Genomic DNA, 15,861 nt, shown 5'->3' with positions numbered 1-15,861 from the left:
AATCCCCCCCTACCAGTCAAGATCTTTAGCAGATATTTTATTTTCATTTTCAACTATTTTTCTTATTTGTCCATCTTTTAATTTAATGATTTTATCTGCCATATTTTTTATTGCATCATTATGTGTAACCATGATAATTGTATTGCCATATTTTTTGTTTACATCTTCAATTAACTGTAAAATATCTTTTGAAGTATTGTAATCGAGAGCTCCCGTTGGCTCATCACATAATAAAATATCAGGATTTTTTACAATAGCTCTTCCAATGGCTGTTCTTTGTTGCTGACCACCGGATAACTGATTTGGTAACTTATTTCTGTGTTCATACAAGCCTAAAGTATTAAGAAGTTCATCAATATCTAAAGGATTGTCACTTAAATATGCACCTACTTCAATATTTTCTTTTACATTTAAATTAGGAATAAGATTATACATTTGAAAAATATAGCCAAGGTGTTTTCTTCTGTAATTCGTTAATTCGCCTTCGCTCATATTTGAAGTTTTTTCTCCATTAATTGCTACATATCCTTCATCGCCGTTATCTATACCTCCTATTATGTTAAGAAGTGTAGATTTACCTGAACCTGAAGGTCCTAACATTACACAGATTTCACCTTTAGCTACATTAAAATCAATTTCTTTTAAAACTTCTACAGAGTTCTCTCCCTGTCCAAAACTTTTCTTTAAATTTTTTACCTCTAAAAACATCTTTATTCCTTTCTTAAAATAATCTTCATTAATACTTACATTAAGTTTTCAATTTATTTCTAAAATCTACAACCTTTTATATTATTGGAGTTTATACTTTAAGTTGTATATTAATATAATGGCAATTTGAAACTTTCAATTTTAAATCTTAATCTTATTATTAAAGAAAAAAACTGAATAAGTAACGAACTTTAAATTTCAATTACCTATCCAGTCCTTTTCTAAGCCTTAGTGGCAGCCCCTACATTTACTGCAATCTCCACCACATTGGAGAGATTTTCCACTTTTTTTATCCTTTATCATGCTTCTAACTATTAAACACACAATAACTACTAAAACAGCTAAAACAATAAATGTTCCTACTATTCCATTCATAAAACCCTCTCCTTTCAAGTCGGAAACGAAATGCCCAGTTTCATTTCCATATTTCATAATGATTTACACGGCAAGTCTGCCATTTTTATTAATATTTTAAAGTTTTACTTTGTTTATAAGGTCTAAATAATAAGTAAATAAATGCGATTATTATTGCAACGGCAAAAATTGTACCAAATCCAAATGTTGCTCCTGTAAATAATGAACCGATTTGGAAAATACAAAGTGAAACTAAGTAAGCTAAACCACACTGGTATCCAATTGCAAAGAAGAACCATTTTGTATTGTTCATTTCTCTCTTAATAGCACCCATAGCTGCAAAACATGGAGCACATAATAAGTTGAATACTAAGAATGAGTAAGCTGCAATAGCACTCATGCTATGAGCAAGTGTTCCCCAAACTTCCTGACCGTCTTCTGCGATTTCAGAACCAAATCCGAATAACATACCAAATGTACTAACAACGTTTTCCTTAGCAATAAGACCAGTAACAGCAGCAACTGCCATTTTCCAGTTACCCCATCCAAGAGGTTTGAAGATTGGCGCGATAACACCACCGATTTTTGCTAAAATGCTGTCATTTAACTGTGTTTCCATATCAAGCATGCCAAAGTGTCCGTCAAGCCAACCAAAGTTCATTAAGAACCAAAGTAAGATTGTTGAAAGTGTAATAATTGTTCCTGCTTTCTTGATGAATGACCATCCACGTTCCCACATACTTCTTAAAACATTTCCTGCTGTTGGTAAATGGTATGCTGGAAGTTCCATTACGAATGGTGCAGGATCTCCTGCGAACAATTTAGTTTTCTTTAAAATAATACCAGATACGATAATTGCTGCAACACCTACAAAATATGAACTTGGAGCTACCCACCAGGCACCATCAAATAACGCACCTGCGATTAACGCAATGATTGGTAATTTAGCACCACATGGAATAAATGTAGTTGTCATAATTGTCATTTTTCTATCTCTGTCATTTTCAATTGTTCTTGAAGCCATTACACCAGGAACACCACAACCACTACCAATAAGCATAGGGATAAATGATTTACCTGATAAACCGAATTTTCTAAAAATTCTGTCCATGATGAACGCTACTCTTGCCATGTAACCACAAGATTCAAGTACAGCTAAGAAGAAGAATAATACTAACATCTGTGGAACAAAACCAAGAACAGCACCAACACCCGCAACAATACCATCAAGGATAAGTCCCTGTAACCAGTCAGCACAGTTAAGCGCTACTAATACTTTTTCAATCGCAGGTGGAATAATCTCACCAAACAATACATCATTTGTCCAGTCAGTTACAATTGTACCAACTGTTGTAACTGAAATATAATATACAACAAACATTACAATTGCAAAAATTGGAAGAGCTGCCCATCTGTTAGTAACAATTCTATCAATTTTGTCAGATGTTGTTAATTTTTCTTTGTTTGACTTTGTATAGCATCCGTTAATTATTGAAGATATGTATTCGTATCTTTCATTTGTAATAATACTTTCTGTATCATCATCAAACTCTTTTTCTAATGCTTCAATCTGATTGTTTACATTTGGAACATCCTTTAAGTTTTCTGAAATCTTATCATCTTTTTCTAACAACTTAATTGCAAAGAATCTTTTCTGTGCATCAGGAACTTCTGATGATAAAAGAGCTTCTGTCTCATCAATGATTGTTTCAAGCTTTTCATTAAATTTATGTGCTATTTTATTTTCCTGCTTGCTTTCAGCAAGTTTAACTGCTTTGTTTGCAAGCTCTTTAATACCTTTTCCTTTTAAAGCAGATATTTCAACAACTTCACAACCTAACTTTTCGCTAAGTTTGTCAATATGAATCTTATCACCTTTCTTTTCAACGATATCCATCATATTAACAGCCATGATTACAGGAATACCAAGTTCCATAATCTGTGTTGAAAGATATAAGTTTCTTTCTATATTTGTACCATCAACAATATTGATGATTGCATCAGGTACCTCGTTAATAAGATAATTTCTAGCCACAACTTCTTCCAAAGTATATGGTGATAAAGAATAAATACCAGGTAAATCCATAAGCTTAACATCTTTATGTCCTTTTAATTTACCTTCTTTTTTTTCTACTGTTACTCCGGGCCAGTTACCTACAAATTGGTTTGATCCTGTTAGAGCATTAAACAAAGTTGTTTTACCACTATTTGGATTACCAGCCAATGCAATTTTAATCGACATTACTATTTTCCTCCCATTGTTTGTCTTTGCTATCTTTTGTTAGTGTTTTCTAACTGTATAGTAAAAAAAATTATTCTACTTCAATCATTTCGGCATCTGCTTTTCTTAAAGATAATTCATAACCTCTAACAGTTACTTCTACAGGATCACCAAGTGGTGCAACTTTTCTAACGTATACTTCCACGCCTTTAGTTATTCCCATATCCATGATTCTTCTTTTTACAGGGCCGTCGCCAGTAAGTTTCTTAACTTTAACAGTTTGACCTACTGCTACTTCTCTTAACGTTTTCATAAAAAGCTCCTCTCCTTTATGTATTAATTAAACCATTATCTTATTGGCCATATCTTTGCCAATTGCGACTCTGGATTCTTTAACATTAACAATAACGTTGCCTCCAATTTGAGACACAACAGTAACTTTTGCTCCTTGTACAAAACCTAAGTTTTCAAGGAAGCGTCTAGTTTCTTCTTTTCCACCAACTCTTTTTATTTCATTTTCTTCCCCTGAATTCACCATTGTTAAAGGCATCATAAGTTCCTCTTTTCTCTGTTGCTATTTTTTACTCTAGTTAGTATAGTCTAACTTTCATTAGATGTCAATAATATTTTTTCGTCCTTACTAATTTTTGTTTGTTATGTATATTCCTTATTGTAAATATAGTAAAAAAACACACTAATACACAAATTGAATTTTGCCTTATTTTTTGATATAATCATTGTTATAAATGTGAAAAGGAGCTTATTAATGAAAAGTAATGAATCTTCAGAGATGTATTTAGAAACAATTCTTGTTTTAAGTAAACGTCTTCCTGTTGTTCGTTCTGTTGATGTTGCTAATGAACTAGGATTTAAGAAATCAAGTGTCAGCATCGCCATGAAACATCTTCGAGAAAACAACTATATAACTGTAACAGATTCCGGTTTTATATATTTAACTGATGACGGAAAAAGTCTTGCGGAAATGATATATGAACGTCATCAGATTTTAACTGAATGTTTTATAAAACTTGGTGTATCTGAAGATGTTGCTACTGAAGATGCATGTAGAATTGAACATGTTATTAGTCAGGAAACAATTGATGCCATAAAAAAACATATGCATAAATAAAGAAAACGATATATGATTCTTATATTTTAATAAAGACTTTCATATATCGTTTTTCTTTTTTTATTTTGCCGGTGTAATAGTTATATTGTTAACAGATATATTTGTTTTTCTTTTTATAACATCTTCAATCTGTGCTCTTTTCTCATCACTTACTTCTGTGTCTGATAAAATAACATCTGCCTGATTATCATTTATGGTAACTATAATATCGTTAAATCCTTTTGCTTTAAGCAATGTTTCAATATTGTTTTCCATTTCACTGTTTTCAGTAATTTTAACCATTGATTTAACAGCTTTCTTTTTTTCCTTATCGCCTATATCGTTATTGTTAATTACTTCTAACAGTGTTTCTTTGTTTTTAGATCTTGTCTGCTCTCTGTTCAGTTTTGCCTGAACCATATAAGAACTTAATGTGCTTCCATTTGTAAGAACAGCAGCTCCCGGTTCCTCTGTAGTCTCTTCTTCTTTATCCATACTTTCTATGTCTTCATTATTTGTAAGTAAATTATCTTTGGAATAAATTGATTCGTATGTATCATTAGTTACCTTTTTTGATTCATTTTTCTTATCAAGGTTTGCAGAATAATTAAGATATCCTGCCACTGCAATTAACACAGCTAAGAACGTAACAATGAATTGGTTTTTCTTTAAGATTTTTTTCATATTTCCTCCTTTTAATCATTACTAATTATAGATATTTTATGAACGGGTATATTAAATAATGCATTAATCATATTTGTTATCTCATTTATTTTTTCAGCATCCTTTAGTCCCTTTGCCGTAACTGCCACACCTTCAATTTGCGGATATATTTCTTTTATAATGTAAGGATATTCTTCCTGACTTCCATTAAAGATAACTGTTGAAACTTTAGAAGATTTTTTCTCCCCGGATTCTTGACTTTCCTCTTTATCAACCTGTAAAATTTTTTCATTACCTGATTTGAAAGTAATCATTACATTTACATTTGTAACTCCATCTATACTCTCTATAATATTTATTATTTCTTTTTTAGTTTTGTTCTCATAGCTTTCCTTTGATATGCTTTTTTCTGTGTGTTTGACTGTTTTTTCTTTATTATCTACTTTTTCAAAATATGATGAACCAATTAATAATATGCCAGCAAGTGCCAATAAAATTATTTTTTCTTTTCCTATTTTTTTCAGGTTAGTAAGCTTGTCAATTATTTCCTGTTTCATTTCCATACTTTTCACTTAGCCTCTCTTCTATTTTCTTTTCAAAATCATTTAGCCGGGTGTCTAACTGATTTTTTGCATCTATATTAATATTTTCTGTAATTATTCTATCCACATTAATATCTTTTTTGGTAATCTTAAAAACAGGAGACAAAACAATTAATATCAAAAGGATACCTGCAAAAAATTTAATGTACTTTATGTATCTTTTTTCTGGAAAAATATTCGTAATAATTGTAATTACCAACATAAATATACAAATATTTTTAATATAACTATATATAAATTCCATTTTACCCCTTTCCTGTACACATACATATGATAGCAATACTTATTATAAATAAGAGACTGCAACCGGTTATGACTTTTGAAAGCATTCGCATTCCTATGGACATGGAATTAAAACTGGCAACAATTCTACAATCTGCAATAGGCTGAACCAAAGCAGCCACTATTTGCATCAAAAAAGAATACAATTGAATTTTCAAAAAAGGCACCGCACATAAAACAACAATCACTATAATAGCCGTTGTTCCAATAGCGTTTTTTATTAAATTAGCAGATCCTAAAAATATGCCTGTTATTGCATCTGTACTATTTCCAACAACCGGCACACTTCCTATTACCTTTCTTATGGTTTGATTTTTTGTGCTATCAATTGATGGCAAAATAAGAGCCTGTATTATATTCAGTCCTGTTACGATTCCCACAAAAGTTTTCATAAGAAAATTCACTATATTTCCAACCACCACTGCTGTTCTTGACAAAAAGTCTTCCTTTGATATGTTGTTCACTATGCTAACTGCAACATATATTTTAATTAGCGGAATTATTATATGTAGGAAAACAAATTGGGCTACTGATATAATTACCAAACAAAGCTGATAAAAACCTGAAGCAGAAACTTATCCCGTAATTGCCACTGACAAAAAATATGTTGGTACAATTCCATACATAAATTTAAGTAACATCTCAACAAAATCAACAGCAATATTACACAATTCACTGAAAAGACCAAACATAAATGTAACTGAAACAAGATAACATATAAAAAAACCTGTTTCTGAAACATCGTCCTTTGAAAAAACTTTTGTAAAATTTGTAAAAAAGCACGAGATAATTATTGTTAAGAATAATTGCCAAATAATATTAAACAGATAAGAATTATTTCCAAAAGTCTTATAATATATACTTTTAACTATTTCTCCTAAAATAGTAATGACCTTTCCTTTTATAATATTGTTTATAATTTCCTTAACACTTATATCTCTGTTACCGGACTCTCTAAGAATTCTTTGTGGCTCATCAAATTGAAAATCATCCATACTGATAAACGTTTCTTCATTATATGATTTTTCTTTTATATTTTTATCACTACACTTTGCAACATTGCAAACTGACAAAGTAACAGTGATGCACATTATAATTAAAATAATCTTTTTCATAAATCAATTAACCCTAAGATAGCATTTTTCCTATTTTTAATATTAACTCTGAAAAAATAGGTAAACTAATGACCAGAATTGATATTTTTCCAAATATCTGAACCTGATTGGATATGGCAACATATCCACAATCCTTACATATATCTGAAGCAATTTCGCATATAAAGGTTATACCTGTTATTTTTAACAATATTTTAATGTACTCTTTGCTAACATTGGTCAATTCTGATATTTGGTTAAATATATTTATAATGTAAGTAAGTTTTGTAAGCATCATTATAAATATAATTAAACATCCTGTTATGGATAATAATATTCCATATTCGGGTTTAACATTTTTAAACTGAATTCCTAAAACCACCGTGGCAATACTAATAACTCCTACTGCAATCATCTTTTACCTGTCCTTACAACCTGAATAATTTCTTTATTGTTTCAAAAAGCTCATATATGTATGGGACAATCCACGTTAAGACTAATATAAGACCTGCCAGACTTGTCAAAAAAGCCTGTTCCTCTCTACCGCTGTGTTTTAAAATCTGACCTACAACCGACACAATTATACCTACTGCCGCTATTTTAAAAATCATATTTATTTCCATAATTGTTCCTTTCATCTCATATTAATAAAACAGCAATTAGGATTCCTGAAAAGGTTCCCAGGCATTTGTATAATTTACACTTATTATTCTTTTCTTCCTTTAATTGCAAAATCACTTCCTGTATATCATTAATACATTCATCAATGTTACTTAGTTGTGTTTCCCTATCTGTTACACCAAGATTAGTTCCAAAAGTAAGTATTACGTCCGTTTCCTGCTTATCAAATTTAATTTCTTTTTTCAAATATTTGTTAACTGCCATTTTCCAGCTTTCAAATAATGTTTTTTCTTCCATAAAGTAAACTTCGCTTACTTTATGGTAAAAGTTTTCTATTACATTATTATTTATTTTTATAAGTTCCATTGCCTCAAAAACTGATAAATTATCATATTTAATTTTCCCTTTGAGAATTCTTAAACTTTTCTTAAATGCATCTAAGTTATTTATTTTTGCTATATACTCATTTGCCAGAGCAAAACCCATTAAGCTGCACGCTGTTACAACAATAAGCACTCCAATTACTTTTAAACACATAGGTACTCTCCAATATTTAATATACAAATCTTTTTTTCGAACAAATCTACAAAATCTTTTCCAAGCTTTTTTATTACAGCCGCCTGATTTTTTCCATGGACTGTGGCGATTATAAAAATTCCTGACAAATTAGCATATTCTAACGCCTCAATATCCTGTGCTGTTCCTATTTCATCTACTGCAATTAATGTTGGTGCCATTGACCTTATTGCCATAAGTATCCCCTTTGATTTGGAACAGTTGCTTATAACATCTGTTCTTTTTCCTAAATCCATTGTTGGCACGCCTTTATAACAACCACTGATTTCATTTCGCTCATCAATGACACATAAACTTGTACCAGCAAAATTTTCACTAATTTTATAAACTAAATCTCTAAGTAATGTTGTCTTACCAAGTCCCGGTGGTGAAATTATTAATGTATTACACAAGTGATTATTTTTGTATAATTTAGGAAAAATCATTTCACTGCAATTTTTTATATGATGATTTATTCTAAAATTAATAAATCTAATATTTCTAACAATGGGCTTATCATAAATAGTTCCTGCCATATAACCACCAATGCCTACTCTATGACCGCCTGGAATTGTAATAAACCCTTCAGCCATATTCTGCTCGTATGCGTAGGCAGAATATTCTGTAATCAAATTAAAAGTATCGATAACATCTTTTTCATTACATATAACATCAAGTATAATTTCACCCATACCTGTATTTAAAATCACATTTTTGTTTACTCTGATTCTAATTTCATATATGTTTTTTATTTCATATTTTTCTAAAACTTGTCTTATTTTACAATTAAAATATCTGTATATATTTTCCATTTTTATAATTCTCCTTAAAAAAATATATGAAAGATAAAAAAATATATTCTATTTATTTTTATATGTGTTACAATTAGTGAGATGAAAAAAATAATTAAACAAAAAGGATGGTAACTTATATGAAGAAACTAAAGAAAGCATTAATTGTTTTTCTTGTGCTAGGTCTGTTTTGTAGTCTCGGATATACTTTTCTAGGGACGACAAATCCCATGATTAATACAGTTGCAAAAGAAAATGAAACAACAGCTAATCCAAAACCTAACACAGCTACAACTAATTACAAACTGTTGAAAAGCATAAAGTTAGACAAGTTATCTCTTTCCATAACTAAAGGAAAGAAAGCAATTATCAAAGCCAGTTTAAAATACCAACAGGATTCATCTTCACCAAAAGAACCTGTTGTCTGGGTTAGCAAAAACACTTCCATTGTAAGTGTTAATAGCAAAGGCAAGATTACAGCTTTAAAAGCAGGAACTACATATATTGTCTGCAAAGGTGAAACCGGCAAAATAAAAGCAAGATGCAAAATTGAAGTAAGAGATCCTTACAACAAGATTAAGACTTTAAAATTAACATCTACTTCTTTGCGTGTTGGTAAAAATCAAAAAAGATTTTTAGACTTAAAGACAACTTATGATAAAAATAAAAAATACAAAAATGAACCTGTTGTTTGGATAAGCACAAACAACGAAGTTGTAACAGTAAAAAACGGTGTTATTAAAGGTAAAAAAACAGGTACAGCTTATATCAAGGTTCGTTCTAAATACACAAATGAAACTGCAAAATGCCAAGTTACGGTTGTAAAGAAACTTAAATATGTAGCTTATACTTTTGATGACGGTCCTGGTGAATACACAGACAAACTTTTATCAGCATTGAAAAAGTACGAAAGCAAAGCTACTTTCTTCGTATTAGGTAATCGTGCTAATTCATTTAAAAAACAGTTACAAAGAGAATATAATCTTGGCATGGAGATTGGTTCACATACATGGTCACATAAGAACTTAAAGATTTTATCTAAGAAAAATGTTAAGAAAGAAATTTCTTATGCAAGAAATGCAATTAAAAATGTAACCGGAGAATATCCAACATTACTTAGACCACCTTATGGAAATTACAACTCCATAGTTAGCAAGAATGCAAAAGCACCTATGATTTATTGGTCTGTTGATACAGAAGATTGGAAACATCGTAATGTTAAATACATAAAAAATTATGTTATAAATCATGCAGGCGATGGCCAAATTATCTTGTTACATGACATTCATCCAACATCTGTTAACGGATTTATCAAAGCCCTACCGGAGCTTAGAAAAAAAGGTTATGAGCTTGTTACCGTTAGTGAACTTTACAAGATTAAAGGAAAGACCATGAAGAATGGTATTATGTATTTTGGACCAAATTATTAAAAGATATTATTTCGAATAAATATTAAAATTTACATTAAATAGAAAATAGAGGTATAAGTCAATTTGTGAACTTACACCTCTATTTTTTATGACTATTTTCATATAACTGTTTACGAATATCCATTCCAATATAAATCAATTATTATCTCTTGTTCTATGTAATCTGCTAAATCATTACAAATTATCAACCACACTATCATTTTATCAGCCACACCATCATTTATGATATGGCTGATTATTTATTATTCTATAGCTTCTGTAAATCTGTTCTAAAAGAATAACTCTCATTAACTGATGTGGAAATGTCATTTTTGAAAAGCTTAATTTGAAGTCAGCTCGTTTTGATATTGATTCATGTAATCCAAGGGAACCGCCTATTATAAATATGATATGGCTTTTTCCTTCTATTCCTAACTGATTAATTTTCTTTGATAATTCCACTGAATCCAACTGTTTACCAAGGATTTCAAGAGTTATGACAAAAGCCCCTTCCGATATATGCTTGCTAAGTCTTGCTGCTTCTTTTTCTTTTACAATATTGATTTCTGCTTCCGTTGAATTTTCTGTTGTTTTCTCATCAGCAACTTCAATGATATTTAATTTACAATATCTTGATAATCTTTTGCTGTATTCTTTTATGGCATCCACATAAAACTTTTCTTTAATTTTTCCTACTGTTAATAATGTAATTTTCATCTGTATCTCCTTATTTGCAATAGACTTATTGTACTCTATTTGAAAGCAAAAATAAATATCATTTACTTGTTTATAACCATTTAATAGTTTATAATAGTGTTAGTTTATGAATATCAGTTACTTTTTAAGGAGGCACAATATGGAAGATAGCAATTTCAAAAACAACAATACTTCAGATGTGCAGGAAAACAAATTGCCTGAAAGCCTGTACGATTATACAGATAACAAAGTCCATTCCTTTATACGACTATCAGATAAATATAAGGACATTACATCATCAGCCTTAACAATGCTTATTGTTGGTATCGTAGGAATTATTTTTATGATTTTAGTTTTTGCTGATATTATACCACTTCCAATCAACGCATCTACGGCATGGTTGTTTGATTCTGTAATGGGTGGAATTTTCATTATATTTATTATTGCAGGCATTGTTTCTTTTATGCATGCAAAGCAGGTAAAAATCGATGCTGAAGCCGAAGATAAGTTAATTGAAGAAATTTTAGCTTGGGCAAAAGACAATATTTCAAAAGAACTTTTAGATGAAGGTTTAGATTTAAGGGAACCTGAAGAAATATTATATTTTAGTCGTGCTGACAAAATTAAAGATTTATTAATGCATCAGTTTGAAAACGCTGACGAAGCTTTAATTTATGAATACACTGAACAAATTTATCAAAATATTTATGAATAGTGTTTTGAAATTTTTTAGTGGCTTTTCCAATAATTGGAGCAAATATGCATATCCCTAGTGGAATGCTTTTAATGTAACAGAATTTTTTGATAAACATAATGAAAGAGATTGTCTATTTTTAGTAATAGACAATCTCTTTTTTCGTCTTTTCTTTTATTTACATAATTGCTTCTATGCCACCCTCATCCATTAATTCCTGATTATACAAAATCTCATCGCAGTTTCCTTTTGCAAAGAAATTACCATCTTTAATAACAACGGCTTCTCTGCAAATCTCTTTTGCAAAGGCTAAGTCATGAGTGGCTATAAGCATTGTATGTGGTAGGGAATTTAAGACATTAATGAGATTACGCCTTGCCTTAGGATCTAAAAAAGCTGTTGGCTCATCTAATAACATAACACTTGGTTTCATTGCCAAAACAGTAGCTAAGGCTGCCATTCTTTTCTCGCCACCTGATAATTTAAGGGCTGTTTTGTCCTTCAAGTGTTCAATATTCAATAATTTTAATCTGTCTTCTACTCTATATTTTACAGACTCTTCATCTAAACCTGCATTTCTAGGGCCAAAAGCAATATCATCATATATAGTAGCCATAAATAACTGATCATCAGGATTTTGAAAAAGCATCCCCACCTGCTGTCTTACTTTAACAATGTTTTTTGAGTTCACAACTAAATCACCTATTTTAATTTCTCCTGTACTATCTAATATTCCTTCAATGGCTAACATTAATGTAGACTTACCGGCACCGTTAGCTCCTATTAGTGCAAGTTTTTCCCCGGACTTAACATTCAGGGATAAATTATTTATTGCCTTTGTTCCGTCAGGATATTCAACTGTAACATTATTAATTGTAAGCATATTTCTTCCTCTTGTTTTCAAATATAATAGCAAACTCTTAAATACTTAAATTTAAATACTAAAAATTCAACACTCAAAATTCAATACTAAAATGCAAAAGCATTTTCTCTATAATATAACAAAAATCACACTGGACACAGTACATACCAAAAAGAATACTATATCTTTCAATGCAATCTTTTCTTTCTGATATGCAACCTGTTTGGTTCCATAACCTCTGCATTTCATGGCGTTATATATTCTTTCTGCCTTGTTAATGCTTTTTAAAAACAGATTTCCAACAAAGGGGCCCATGTGCTTAATATGTGGCCACTTGTATGCCGGATTCTTTAACCTATAGGATACAAGCATTGTTGAAACTTCTTCAGCCAAAACCCCAATATATCTATATATCATTTCCATTAAATTAACGATTAATGGTGGTATATGTAATCTTATTAACTGCTTTGTCAAATCAGAAAACCGCGTTGTAGCAATTAGTATTAATAAAGCCCAAACCGAAAACATAGTTCTAATAATCAAAACAACAAAAGAAATCAAACCATAAGTAATAGCAATTCTTCCAATAGAAAATGCTGTTTCCCTGTTTATAATCAGATTACTTATACCTGCAAAAAGTACAAAAGGCAAAGCAATCATTGTTCTTTTTATAATAATTTTTAAAGGTAATTCTGCTAAGGCCGTAGTGATTATCAAATAAAACAAAAAATATGAAAATCTAAGTAAATCATAACGTCTGACACTAAGTATACAAACAATATAGACAACTGTAACTACCATCTTTATTAATGGATGTATATTATGTATTATAGTATTTTTCATACTTAACTGTTCTAACGAATAAATTTCATTTACTTTACTTCTTATACCACTCATTAAATTTATAGGTTACCCCTTCCGTAACAGCTATCTCCTATTACTTATTTTTTTCTTAACGTAAGTTATTATTCCACCTGCTCCTAGCGCAAGGCAAAAGGTTATACCCGCTCCTATAATACCTGAAGCCGATGTTCCATTTCCTTTTTGCGACTTAAAATCATAATCAGGCAGTATTGATAATTTTTCCTGAATCTGACTCATTACACTATGAGTTTTATCACTATTTTTAAGTTCTGAAGTACCTGCTGTTTTTTCCATTGACCACTCCAATCCATCAGGATTAGAAGAAGCATAAAGAGATAAAACACCACCTGTTATAACAGCAACAATACCAATAATCACTGTAACTTTTTTTACAGATATTTTTTTGTCTATTTTTTGTTTAAATAAAGCCGAATTAATTATTTCAGGCCTCATTTTCCAAACAAATAAAACAACTGCAGCTGTTACAATTCCTTCACCTACTCCAATTGCCAGATGAATTGGTAACATTAACGCCACGAATGTTTTAAATGGAAACTCTGTTATCCCTGATAAAAGTGTTTCCATTACAACACCAAAAGCACCTATTTGAAGTGCAACCACAGGTCCTAAAAATGCCGATACTGAAAGTTTTGTTTTGGATATGTTATTTTTCAAAAACATCCTTATAATTGGAAATACTATTAAACATGGAATGATACCCATATTAAAAATATTAGCTCCTAGCGCAAGCAAACCTCCATCAGCAAAAATAAGGCATTGTATAACTAAAACTGATGCAATAGTTAATAAGGCAGGAAACTCTCCAAGTAACATTGCCAGTAAAATTCCACCGCCTATATGACCACTTGAACCGGTCCCCGGTATGGTAAAATTAATCATCTGGGCTGCAAAAACAAACGCGCCTGACACAGCCATAACCGGTAGTTTTTTTTCAGACAAATCGCTGTCTGTTATTTTCTTTATACCATACGCTGTTGCCCCTGCTGTTACAGCCCACATTGCTACGCCAACTTCAGGTGACAACAAACCATCTGCCATATGCATCTATTAAATCTCCTTTAATATTTCTTTTTTTATTTCTTTTAATGAAAGATTTTTCTCTTTTGCAATTCTAGCCAAATCTTCATATTCTAATTTTTCTTTTGATATTCCATAGCCGTAAGATTCCTTTAATGAAATGTCACCTAATGAACTTTCAATTGTTTTAACATTTCTTGTAAGTCCGTAACGTTTACAAATATACTCTCTAACGCCTAATGTTGTTGTGTATTTAAAAATTAATTTAAGGAACTTTTCCTTGTCTATATTTTTACACATACATGTAATCATTGTTCCCGGGCGATTTTTTTTCATATTAATATTTGTAGTGTACACATCTAAGGCACCATTATTCATTAAGATTTCTGTAGCAAAACCTATTTCTTCAGCAGTCATGTCATCTATATTACATACCAACTCCAGAACATCATCCATTTTCTGCTCTTCTTCTCCTAAGAAAGCTCTAACGCAATTTGCCACTGGAAAATCTTTATTTCCCATACCGTAGCCTATTTTCTGAGTTTTCATTATAGGCATTGCATCAAAATCATCTGCAAAATATTTAAGTAAAGCTGCCCCTGTTGGTGTACACAACTCACCCTTTATGTTACCTGAATATGAAGGAACCTCTCTTAAAATATACGCTGTAGCAGGTGCCGGCACAGGTAAAATTCCATGAGCACATCTAACATTACCACTGCCTACATGAACAGGTGATGCCATTATTCTGTCAGGATTGATTTTGTCAATCAACATACACACACCAACTACATCGGCAATGGCATCCATTGTACCTACTTCATGGAAATGTATCTCTTTGATACTTTTATTATGAGCTTTAGCTTCTGCTTCGCCAATTAAACCATACACATTAACTGCATCTTTTTTCACTTTAGCAGGAATGTCTAACCCATTAATAATCTCTTCAATATGAGAAAGACTACTATGTGAGTGGTGTCCATGACTATGGTCGTGGTCATGTTCATTGTCATGGGTATGCTCGTGTTCATGTTCATGTAAATCATTGTTTTCTTGTAAGTTAACATCTTCACTTACTTCTTCTTCACCATTAACCATTACTCGCATGTGAGTACCAACAATTCCACATTTTGTGCTTTCTTCTTTTATTAATTTAATGTTAGGTATATTCAAATTATTAAATTCATTTACAAATTCATCTGGTTGGTCAAGTAACTCAACTAAAGTCGCCATAAGCATATCGCCGGCTGCTCCCATATTACATTCCAAATATAATGTTTTCATTTTCATCATCCTTAT

General features: G+C 30.9%; 20 protein-coding genes and 1 pseudogene. 3 read left to right on the top strand and 18 right to left on the bottom strand.

From position 1 onward, the window contains the following. Positions 1 to 9: 9 nt before the first annotated feature. The 5 genes from ACZM4J_RS06810 to ACZM4J_RS06790 all read right to left on the bottom strand — a co-directional run bounded on the left by ACZM4J_RS06810 (position 10) and on the right by ACZM4J_RS06790 (position 3,836). Positions 10 to 708 (bottom strand): ABC transporter ATP-binding protein, encoded by a 699-nt coding sequence (locus ACZM4J_RS06810; RefSeq protein ID WP_302689511.1) that lies wholly within the window; start codon positions 706 to 708, stop codon positions 10 to 12. Positions 709 to 936: 228 nt separating this feature from the next. Then, entirely contained in the window at positions 937 to 1,083 is a 147-nt protein-coding gene (locus ACZM4J_RS06805; protein WP_117999505.1) for a FeoB-associated Cys-rich membrane protein, read from the bottom strand. Between the two features lie 88 nt (positions 1,084 to 1,171). Further along, complete coding sequence (feoB, locus tag ACZM4J_RS06800; protein ID WP_412622613.1) at positions 1,172 to 3,304, bottom strand: ferrous iron transport protein B; 2,133 nt, start codon at positions 3,302 to 3,304, stop codon at positions 1,172 to 1,174. 70 nt (positions 3,305 to 3,374) lie between these two features. After that, on the bottom strand, positions 3,375 to 3,596 hold the full coding sequence (locus tag ACZM4J_RS06795; RefSeq protein ID WP_022164733.1) for a FeoA family protein: 222 nt from the start codon (positions 3,594 to 3,596) through the stop codon (positions 3,375 to 3,377). Between the two features lie 27 nt (positions 3,597 to 3,623). After that, positions 3,624 to 3,836: a FeoA family protein gene (locus ACZM4J_RS06790; protein ID WP_022164732.1), complete on the bottom strand. Its 213-nt coding sequence runs from the start codon at positions 3,834 to 3,836 to the stop codon at positions 3,624 to 3,626. Between the two features lie 213 nt (positions 3,837 to 4,049). On the opposite strand from ACZM4J_RS06790, the gene ACZM4J_RS06785 reads away from it, so the two are divergent. After that, the gene (locus tag ACZM4J_RS06785) at positions 4,050 to 4,412 is read left to right on the top strand and encodes a metal-dependent transcriptional regulator (RefSeq protein WP_022164731.1); all 363 of its coding nucleotides are present in this window, start codon (positions 4,050 to 4,052) and stop codon (positions 4,410 to 4,412) included. Positions 4,413 to 4,472: 60 nt separating this feature from the next. Here the strand turns inward: ACZM4J_RS06785 and ACZM4J_RS06780 are convergent, their stop codons facing one another. The 8 genes and pseudogenes from ACZM4J_RS06780 to ACZM4J_RS06745 all read right to left on the bottom strand — a co-directional run bounded on the left by ACZM4J_RS06780 (position 4,473) and on the right by ACZM4J_RS06745 (position 9,020). Further along, the gene (locus ACZM4J_RS06780) at positions 4,473 to 5,075 is read right to left on the bottom strand and encodes a SpoIIIAH-like family protein (protein ID WP_296964392.1); all 603 of its coding nucleotides are present in this window, start codon (positions 5,073 to 5,075) and stop codon (positions 4,473 to 4,475) included. 11 nt (positions 5,076 to 5,086) lie between these two features. Beyond that, positions 5,087 to 5,617 (bottom strand): hypothetical protein, encoded by a 531-nt coding sequence (locus tag ACZM4J_RS06775; RefSeq protein WP_489485905.1) that lies wholly within the window; start codon positions 5,615 to 5,617, stop codon positions 5,087 to 5,089. After that, the gene (locus ACZM4J_RS06770; protein ID WP_296964387.1) at positions 5,592 to 5,900 is read right to left on the bottom strand and encodes a stage III sporulation protein AF; all 309 of its coding nucleotides are present in this window, start codon (positions 5,898 to 5,900) and stop codon (positions 5,592 to 5,594) included. Before ACZM4J_RS06770 ends, ACZM4J_RS06775 begins: the two co-directional genes overlap by 26 nt. 1 nt (position 5,901) lies before the next feature. Continuing rightward, a pseudogene (locus tag ACZM4J_RS06765) lies at positions 5,902 to 6,933 on the bottom strand (stage III sporulation protein AE). A 133-nt stretch (positions 6,934 to 7,066) separates the two neighbouring features. After that, positions 7,067 to 7,447: a SpoIIIAC/SpoIIIAD family protein gene (locus ACZM4J_RS06760; protein ID WP_489485897.1), complete on the bottom strand. Its 381-nt coding sequence runs from the start codon at positions 7,445 to 7,447 to the stop codon at positions 7,067 to 7,069. Between the two features lie 13 nt (positions 7,448 to 7,460). After that, positions 7,461 to 7,655 (bottom strand): stage III sporulation protein AC, encoded by a 195-nt coding sequence (gene spoIIIAC, locus ACZM4J_RS06755; protein WP_022164787.1) that lies wholly within the window; start codon positions 7,653 to 7,655, stop codon positions 7,461 to 7,463. Between the two features lie 16 nt (positions 7,656 to 7,671). Beyond that, on the bottom strand, positions 7,672 to 8,190 hold the full coding sequence (locus ACZM4J_RS06750) for a stage III sporulation protein AB (protein WP_412622620.1): 519 nt from the start codon (positions 8,188 to 8,190) through the stop codon (positions 7,672 to 7,674). After that, complete coding sequence (locus tag ACZM4J_RS06745; protein ID WP_302689519.1) at positions 8,181 to 9,020, bottom strand: stage III sporulation protein AA; 840 nt, start codon at positions 9,018 to 9,020, stop codon at positions 8,181 to 8,183. The genes ACZM4J_RS06750 and ACZM4J_RS06745 overlap by 10 nt, the downstream gene beginning before the upstream one ends. Before the next feature lie 209 nt (positions 9,021 to 9,229). Here ACZM4J_RS06745 and ACZM4J_RS06740 point away from each other — a divergent pair, with 209 nt between their 5' ends. Continuing rightward, complete coding sequence (locus ACZM4J_RS06740) at positions 9,230 to 10,429, top strand: polysaccharide deacetylase family protein (RefSeq protein WP_489485895.1); 1,200 nt, start codon at positions 9,230 to 9,232, stop codon at positions 10,427 to 10,429. A gap of 216 nt (positions 10,430 to 10,645) precedes the next feature. Here ACZM4J_RS06740 and rlmH read toward each other — a convergent pair whose 3' ends face one another. Further along, a complete protein-coding gene (gene rlmH / locus ACZM4J_RS06735; protein WP_117999495.1) occupies positions 10,646 to 11,125 on the bottom strand; it encodes a 23S rRNA (pseudouridine(1915)-N(3))-methyltransferase RlmH in 480 nt (159 codons plus the stop codon). A gap of 139 nt (positions 11,126 to 11,264) precedes the next feature. Here rlmH and ACZM4J_RS06730 point away from each other — a divergent pair, with 139 nt between their 5' ends. Beyond that, positions 11,265 to 11,819, top strand: coding sequence for a hypothetical protein (locus ACZM4J_RS06730; RefSeq protein WP_428244698.1), 555 nt, complete (start codon positions 11,265 to 11,267; stop codon positions 11,817 to 11,819). Positions 11,820 to 11,976: 157 nt separating this feature from the next. Here ACZM4J_RS06730 and ACZM4J_RS06725 read toward each other — a convergent pair whose 3' ends face one another. From ACZM4J_RS06725 to larC, 4 genes are all read right to left on the bottom strand, one after another. Next, positions 11,977 to 12,681 (bottom strand): energy-coupling factor ABC transporter ATP-binding protein, encoded by a 705-nt coding sequence (locus tag ACZM4J_RS06725; RefSeq protein ID WP_489485892.1) that lies wholly within the window; start codon positions 12,679 to 12,681, stop codon positions 11,977 to 11,979. Positions 12,682 to 12,789: 108 nt separating this feature from the next. Beyond that, a complete protein-coding gene (gene cbiQ / locus ACZM4J_RS06720; RefSeq protein WP_489485891.1) occupies positions 12,790 to 13,557 on the bottom strand; it encodes a cobalt ECF transporter T component CbiQ in 768 nt (255 codons plus the stop codon). A gap of 30 nt (positions 13,558 to 13,587) precedes the next feature. Then, positions 13,588 to 14,589, bottom strand: a complete 1,002-nt coding sequence (locus tag ACZM4J_RS06715; protein ID WP_489485890.1) for an energy-coupling factor ABC transporter permease — start codon at positions 14,587 to 14,589, stop codon at positions 13,588 to 13,590. A gap of 3 nt (positions 14,590 to 14,592) precedes the next feature. After that, entirely contained in the window at positions 14,593 to 15,846 is a 1,254-nt protein-coding gene (gene larC, locus ACZM4J_RS06710; RefSeq protein ID WP_489485888.1) for a nickel pincer cofactor biosynthesis protein LarC, read from the bottom strand. Positions 15,847 to 15,861 lie beyond the last annotated feature (15 nt).

It is taken from the genome of Eubacterium sp. (assembly GCF_057858645.1).
Note: the sequence above shows the minus strand (reverse complement) of the source record. Positions and strands in the feature narration are given on the sequence as shown.

What these genes read in the sequence shown, in the direction of transcription:
- ACZM4J_RS06780 (WP_296964392.1), bottom strand. Translation starts at nt 5,075, where the DNA reads ATGAAAAAAATCTTAAAGAAAAACCAATTCATTGTTACGTTCTTAGCT.
- ACZM4J_RS06750 (WP_412622620.1), bottom strand. Translation starts at nt 8,190, where the DNA reads ATGTGTTTAAAAGTAATTGGAGTGCTTATTGTTGTAACAGCGTGCAGC.
- cbiQ (WP_489485891.1), bottom strand. Translation starts at nt 13,557, where the DNA reads ATGAGTGGTATAAGAAGTAAAGTAAATGAAATTTATTCGTTAGAACAG.
- ACZM4J_RS06760 (WP_489485897.1), bottom strand. Translation starts at nt 7,447, where the DNA reads ATGATTGCAGTAGGAGTTATTAGTATTGCCACGGTGGTTTTAGGAATT.
- rlmH (WP_117999495.1), bottom strand. Translation starts at nt 11,125, where the DNA reads ATGAAAATTACATTATTAACAGTAGGAAAAATTAAAGAAAAGTTTTAT.
- ACZM4J_RS06790 (WP_022164732.1), bottom strand. Translation starts at nt 3,836, where the DNA reads ATGATGCCTTTAACAATGGTGAATTCAGGGGAAGAAAATGAAATAAAA.
- ACZM4J_RS06725 (WP_489485892.1), bottom strand. Translation starts at nt 12,681, where the DNA reads ATGCTTACAATTAATAATGTTACAGTTGAATATCCTGACGGAACAAAG.
- ACZM4J_RS06715 (WP_489485890.1), bottom strand. Translation starts at nt 14,589, where the DNA reads ATGCATATGGCAGATGGTTTGTTGTCACCTGAAGTTGGCGTAGCAATG.
- ACZM4J_RS06810 (WP_302689511.1), bottom strand. Translation starts at nt 708, where the DNA reads ATGTTTTTAGAGGTAAAAAATTTAAAGAAAAGTTTTGGACAGGGAGAG.
- ACZM4J_RS06795 (WP_022164733.1), bottom strand. Translation starts at nt 3,596, where the DNA reads ATGAAAACGTTAAGAGAAGTAGCAGTAGGTCAAACTGTTAAAGTTAAG.
- spoIIIAC (WP_022164787.1), bottom strand. Translation starts at nt 7,655, where the DNA reads ATGGAAATAAATATGATTTTTAAAATAGCGGCAGTAGGTATAATTGTG.
- ACZM4J_RS06770 (WP_296964387.1), bottom strand. Translation starts at nt 5,900, where the DNA reads ATGGAATTTATATATAGTTATATTAAAAATATTTGTATATTTATGTTG.
- ACZM4J_RS06775 (WP_489485905.1), bottom strand. Translation starts at nt 5,617, where the DNA reads ATGGAAATGAAACAGGAAATAATTGACAAGCTTACTAACCTGAAAAAA.
- feoB (WP_412622613.1), bottom strand. Translation starts at nt 3,304, where the DNA reads ATGTCGATTAAAATTGCATTGGCTGGTAATCCAAATAGTGGTAAAACA.
- ACZM4J_RS06740 (WP_489485895.1), top strand. Translation starts at nt 9,230, where the DNA reads ATGATTAATACAGTTGCAAAAGAAAATGAAACAACAGCTAATCCAAAA.
- larC (WP_489485888.1), bottom strand. Translation starts at nt 15,846, where the DNA reads ATGAAAACATTATATTTGGAATGTAATATGGGAGCAGCCGGCGATATG.
- ACZM4J_RS06745 (WP_302689519.1), bottom strand. Translation starts at nt 9,020, where the DNA reads ATGGAAAATATATACAGATATTTTAATTGTAAAATAAGACAAGTTTTA.
- ACZM4J_RS06730 (WP_428244698.1), top strand. Translation starts at nt 11,265, where the DNA reads ATGGAAGATAGCAATTTCAAAAACAACAATACTTCAGATGTGCAGGAA.
- ACZM4J_RS06785 (WP_022164731.1), top strand. Translation starts at nt 4,050, where the DNA reads ATGAAAAGTAATGAATCTTCAGAGATGTATTTAGAAACAATTCTTGTT.
- ACZM4J_RS06805 (WP_117999505.1), bottom strand. Translation starts at nt 1,083, where the DNA reads ATGAATGGAATAGTAGGAACATTTATTGTTTTAGCTGTTTTAGTAGTT.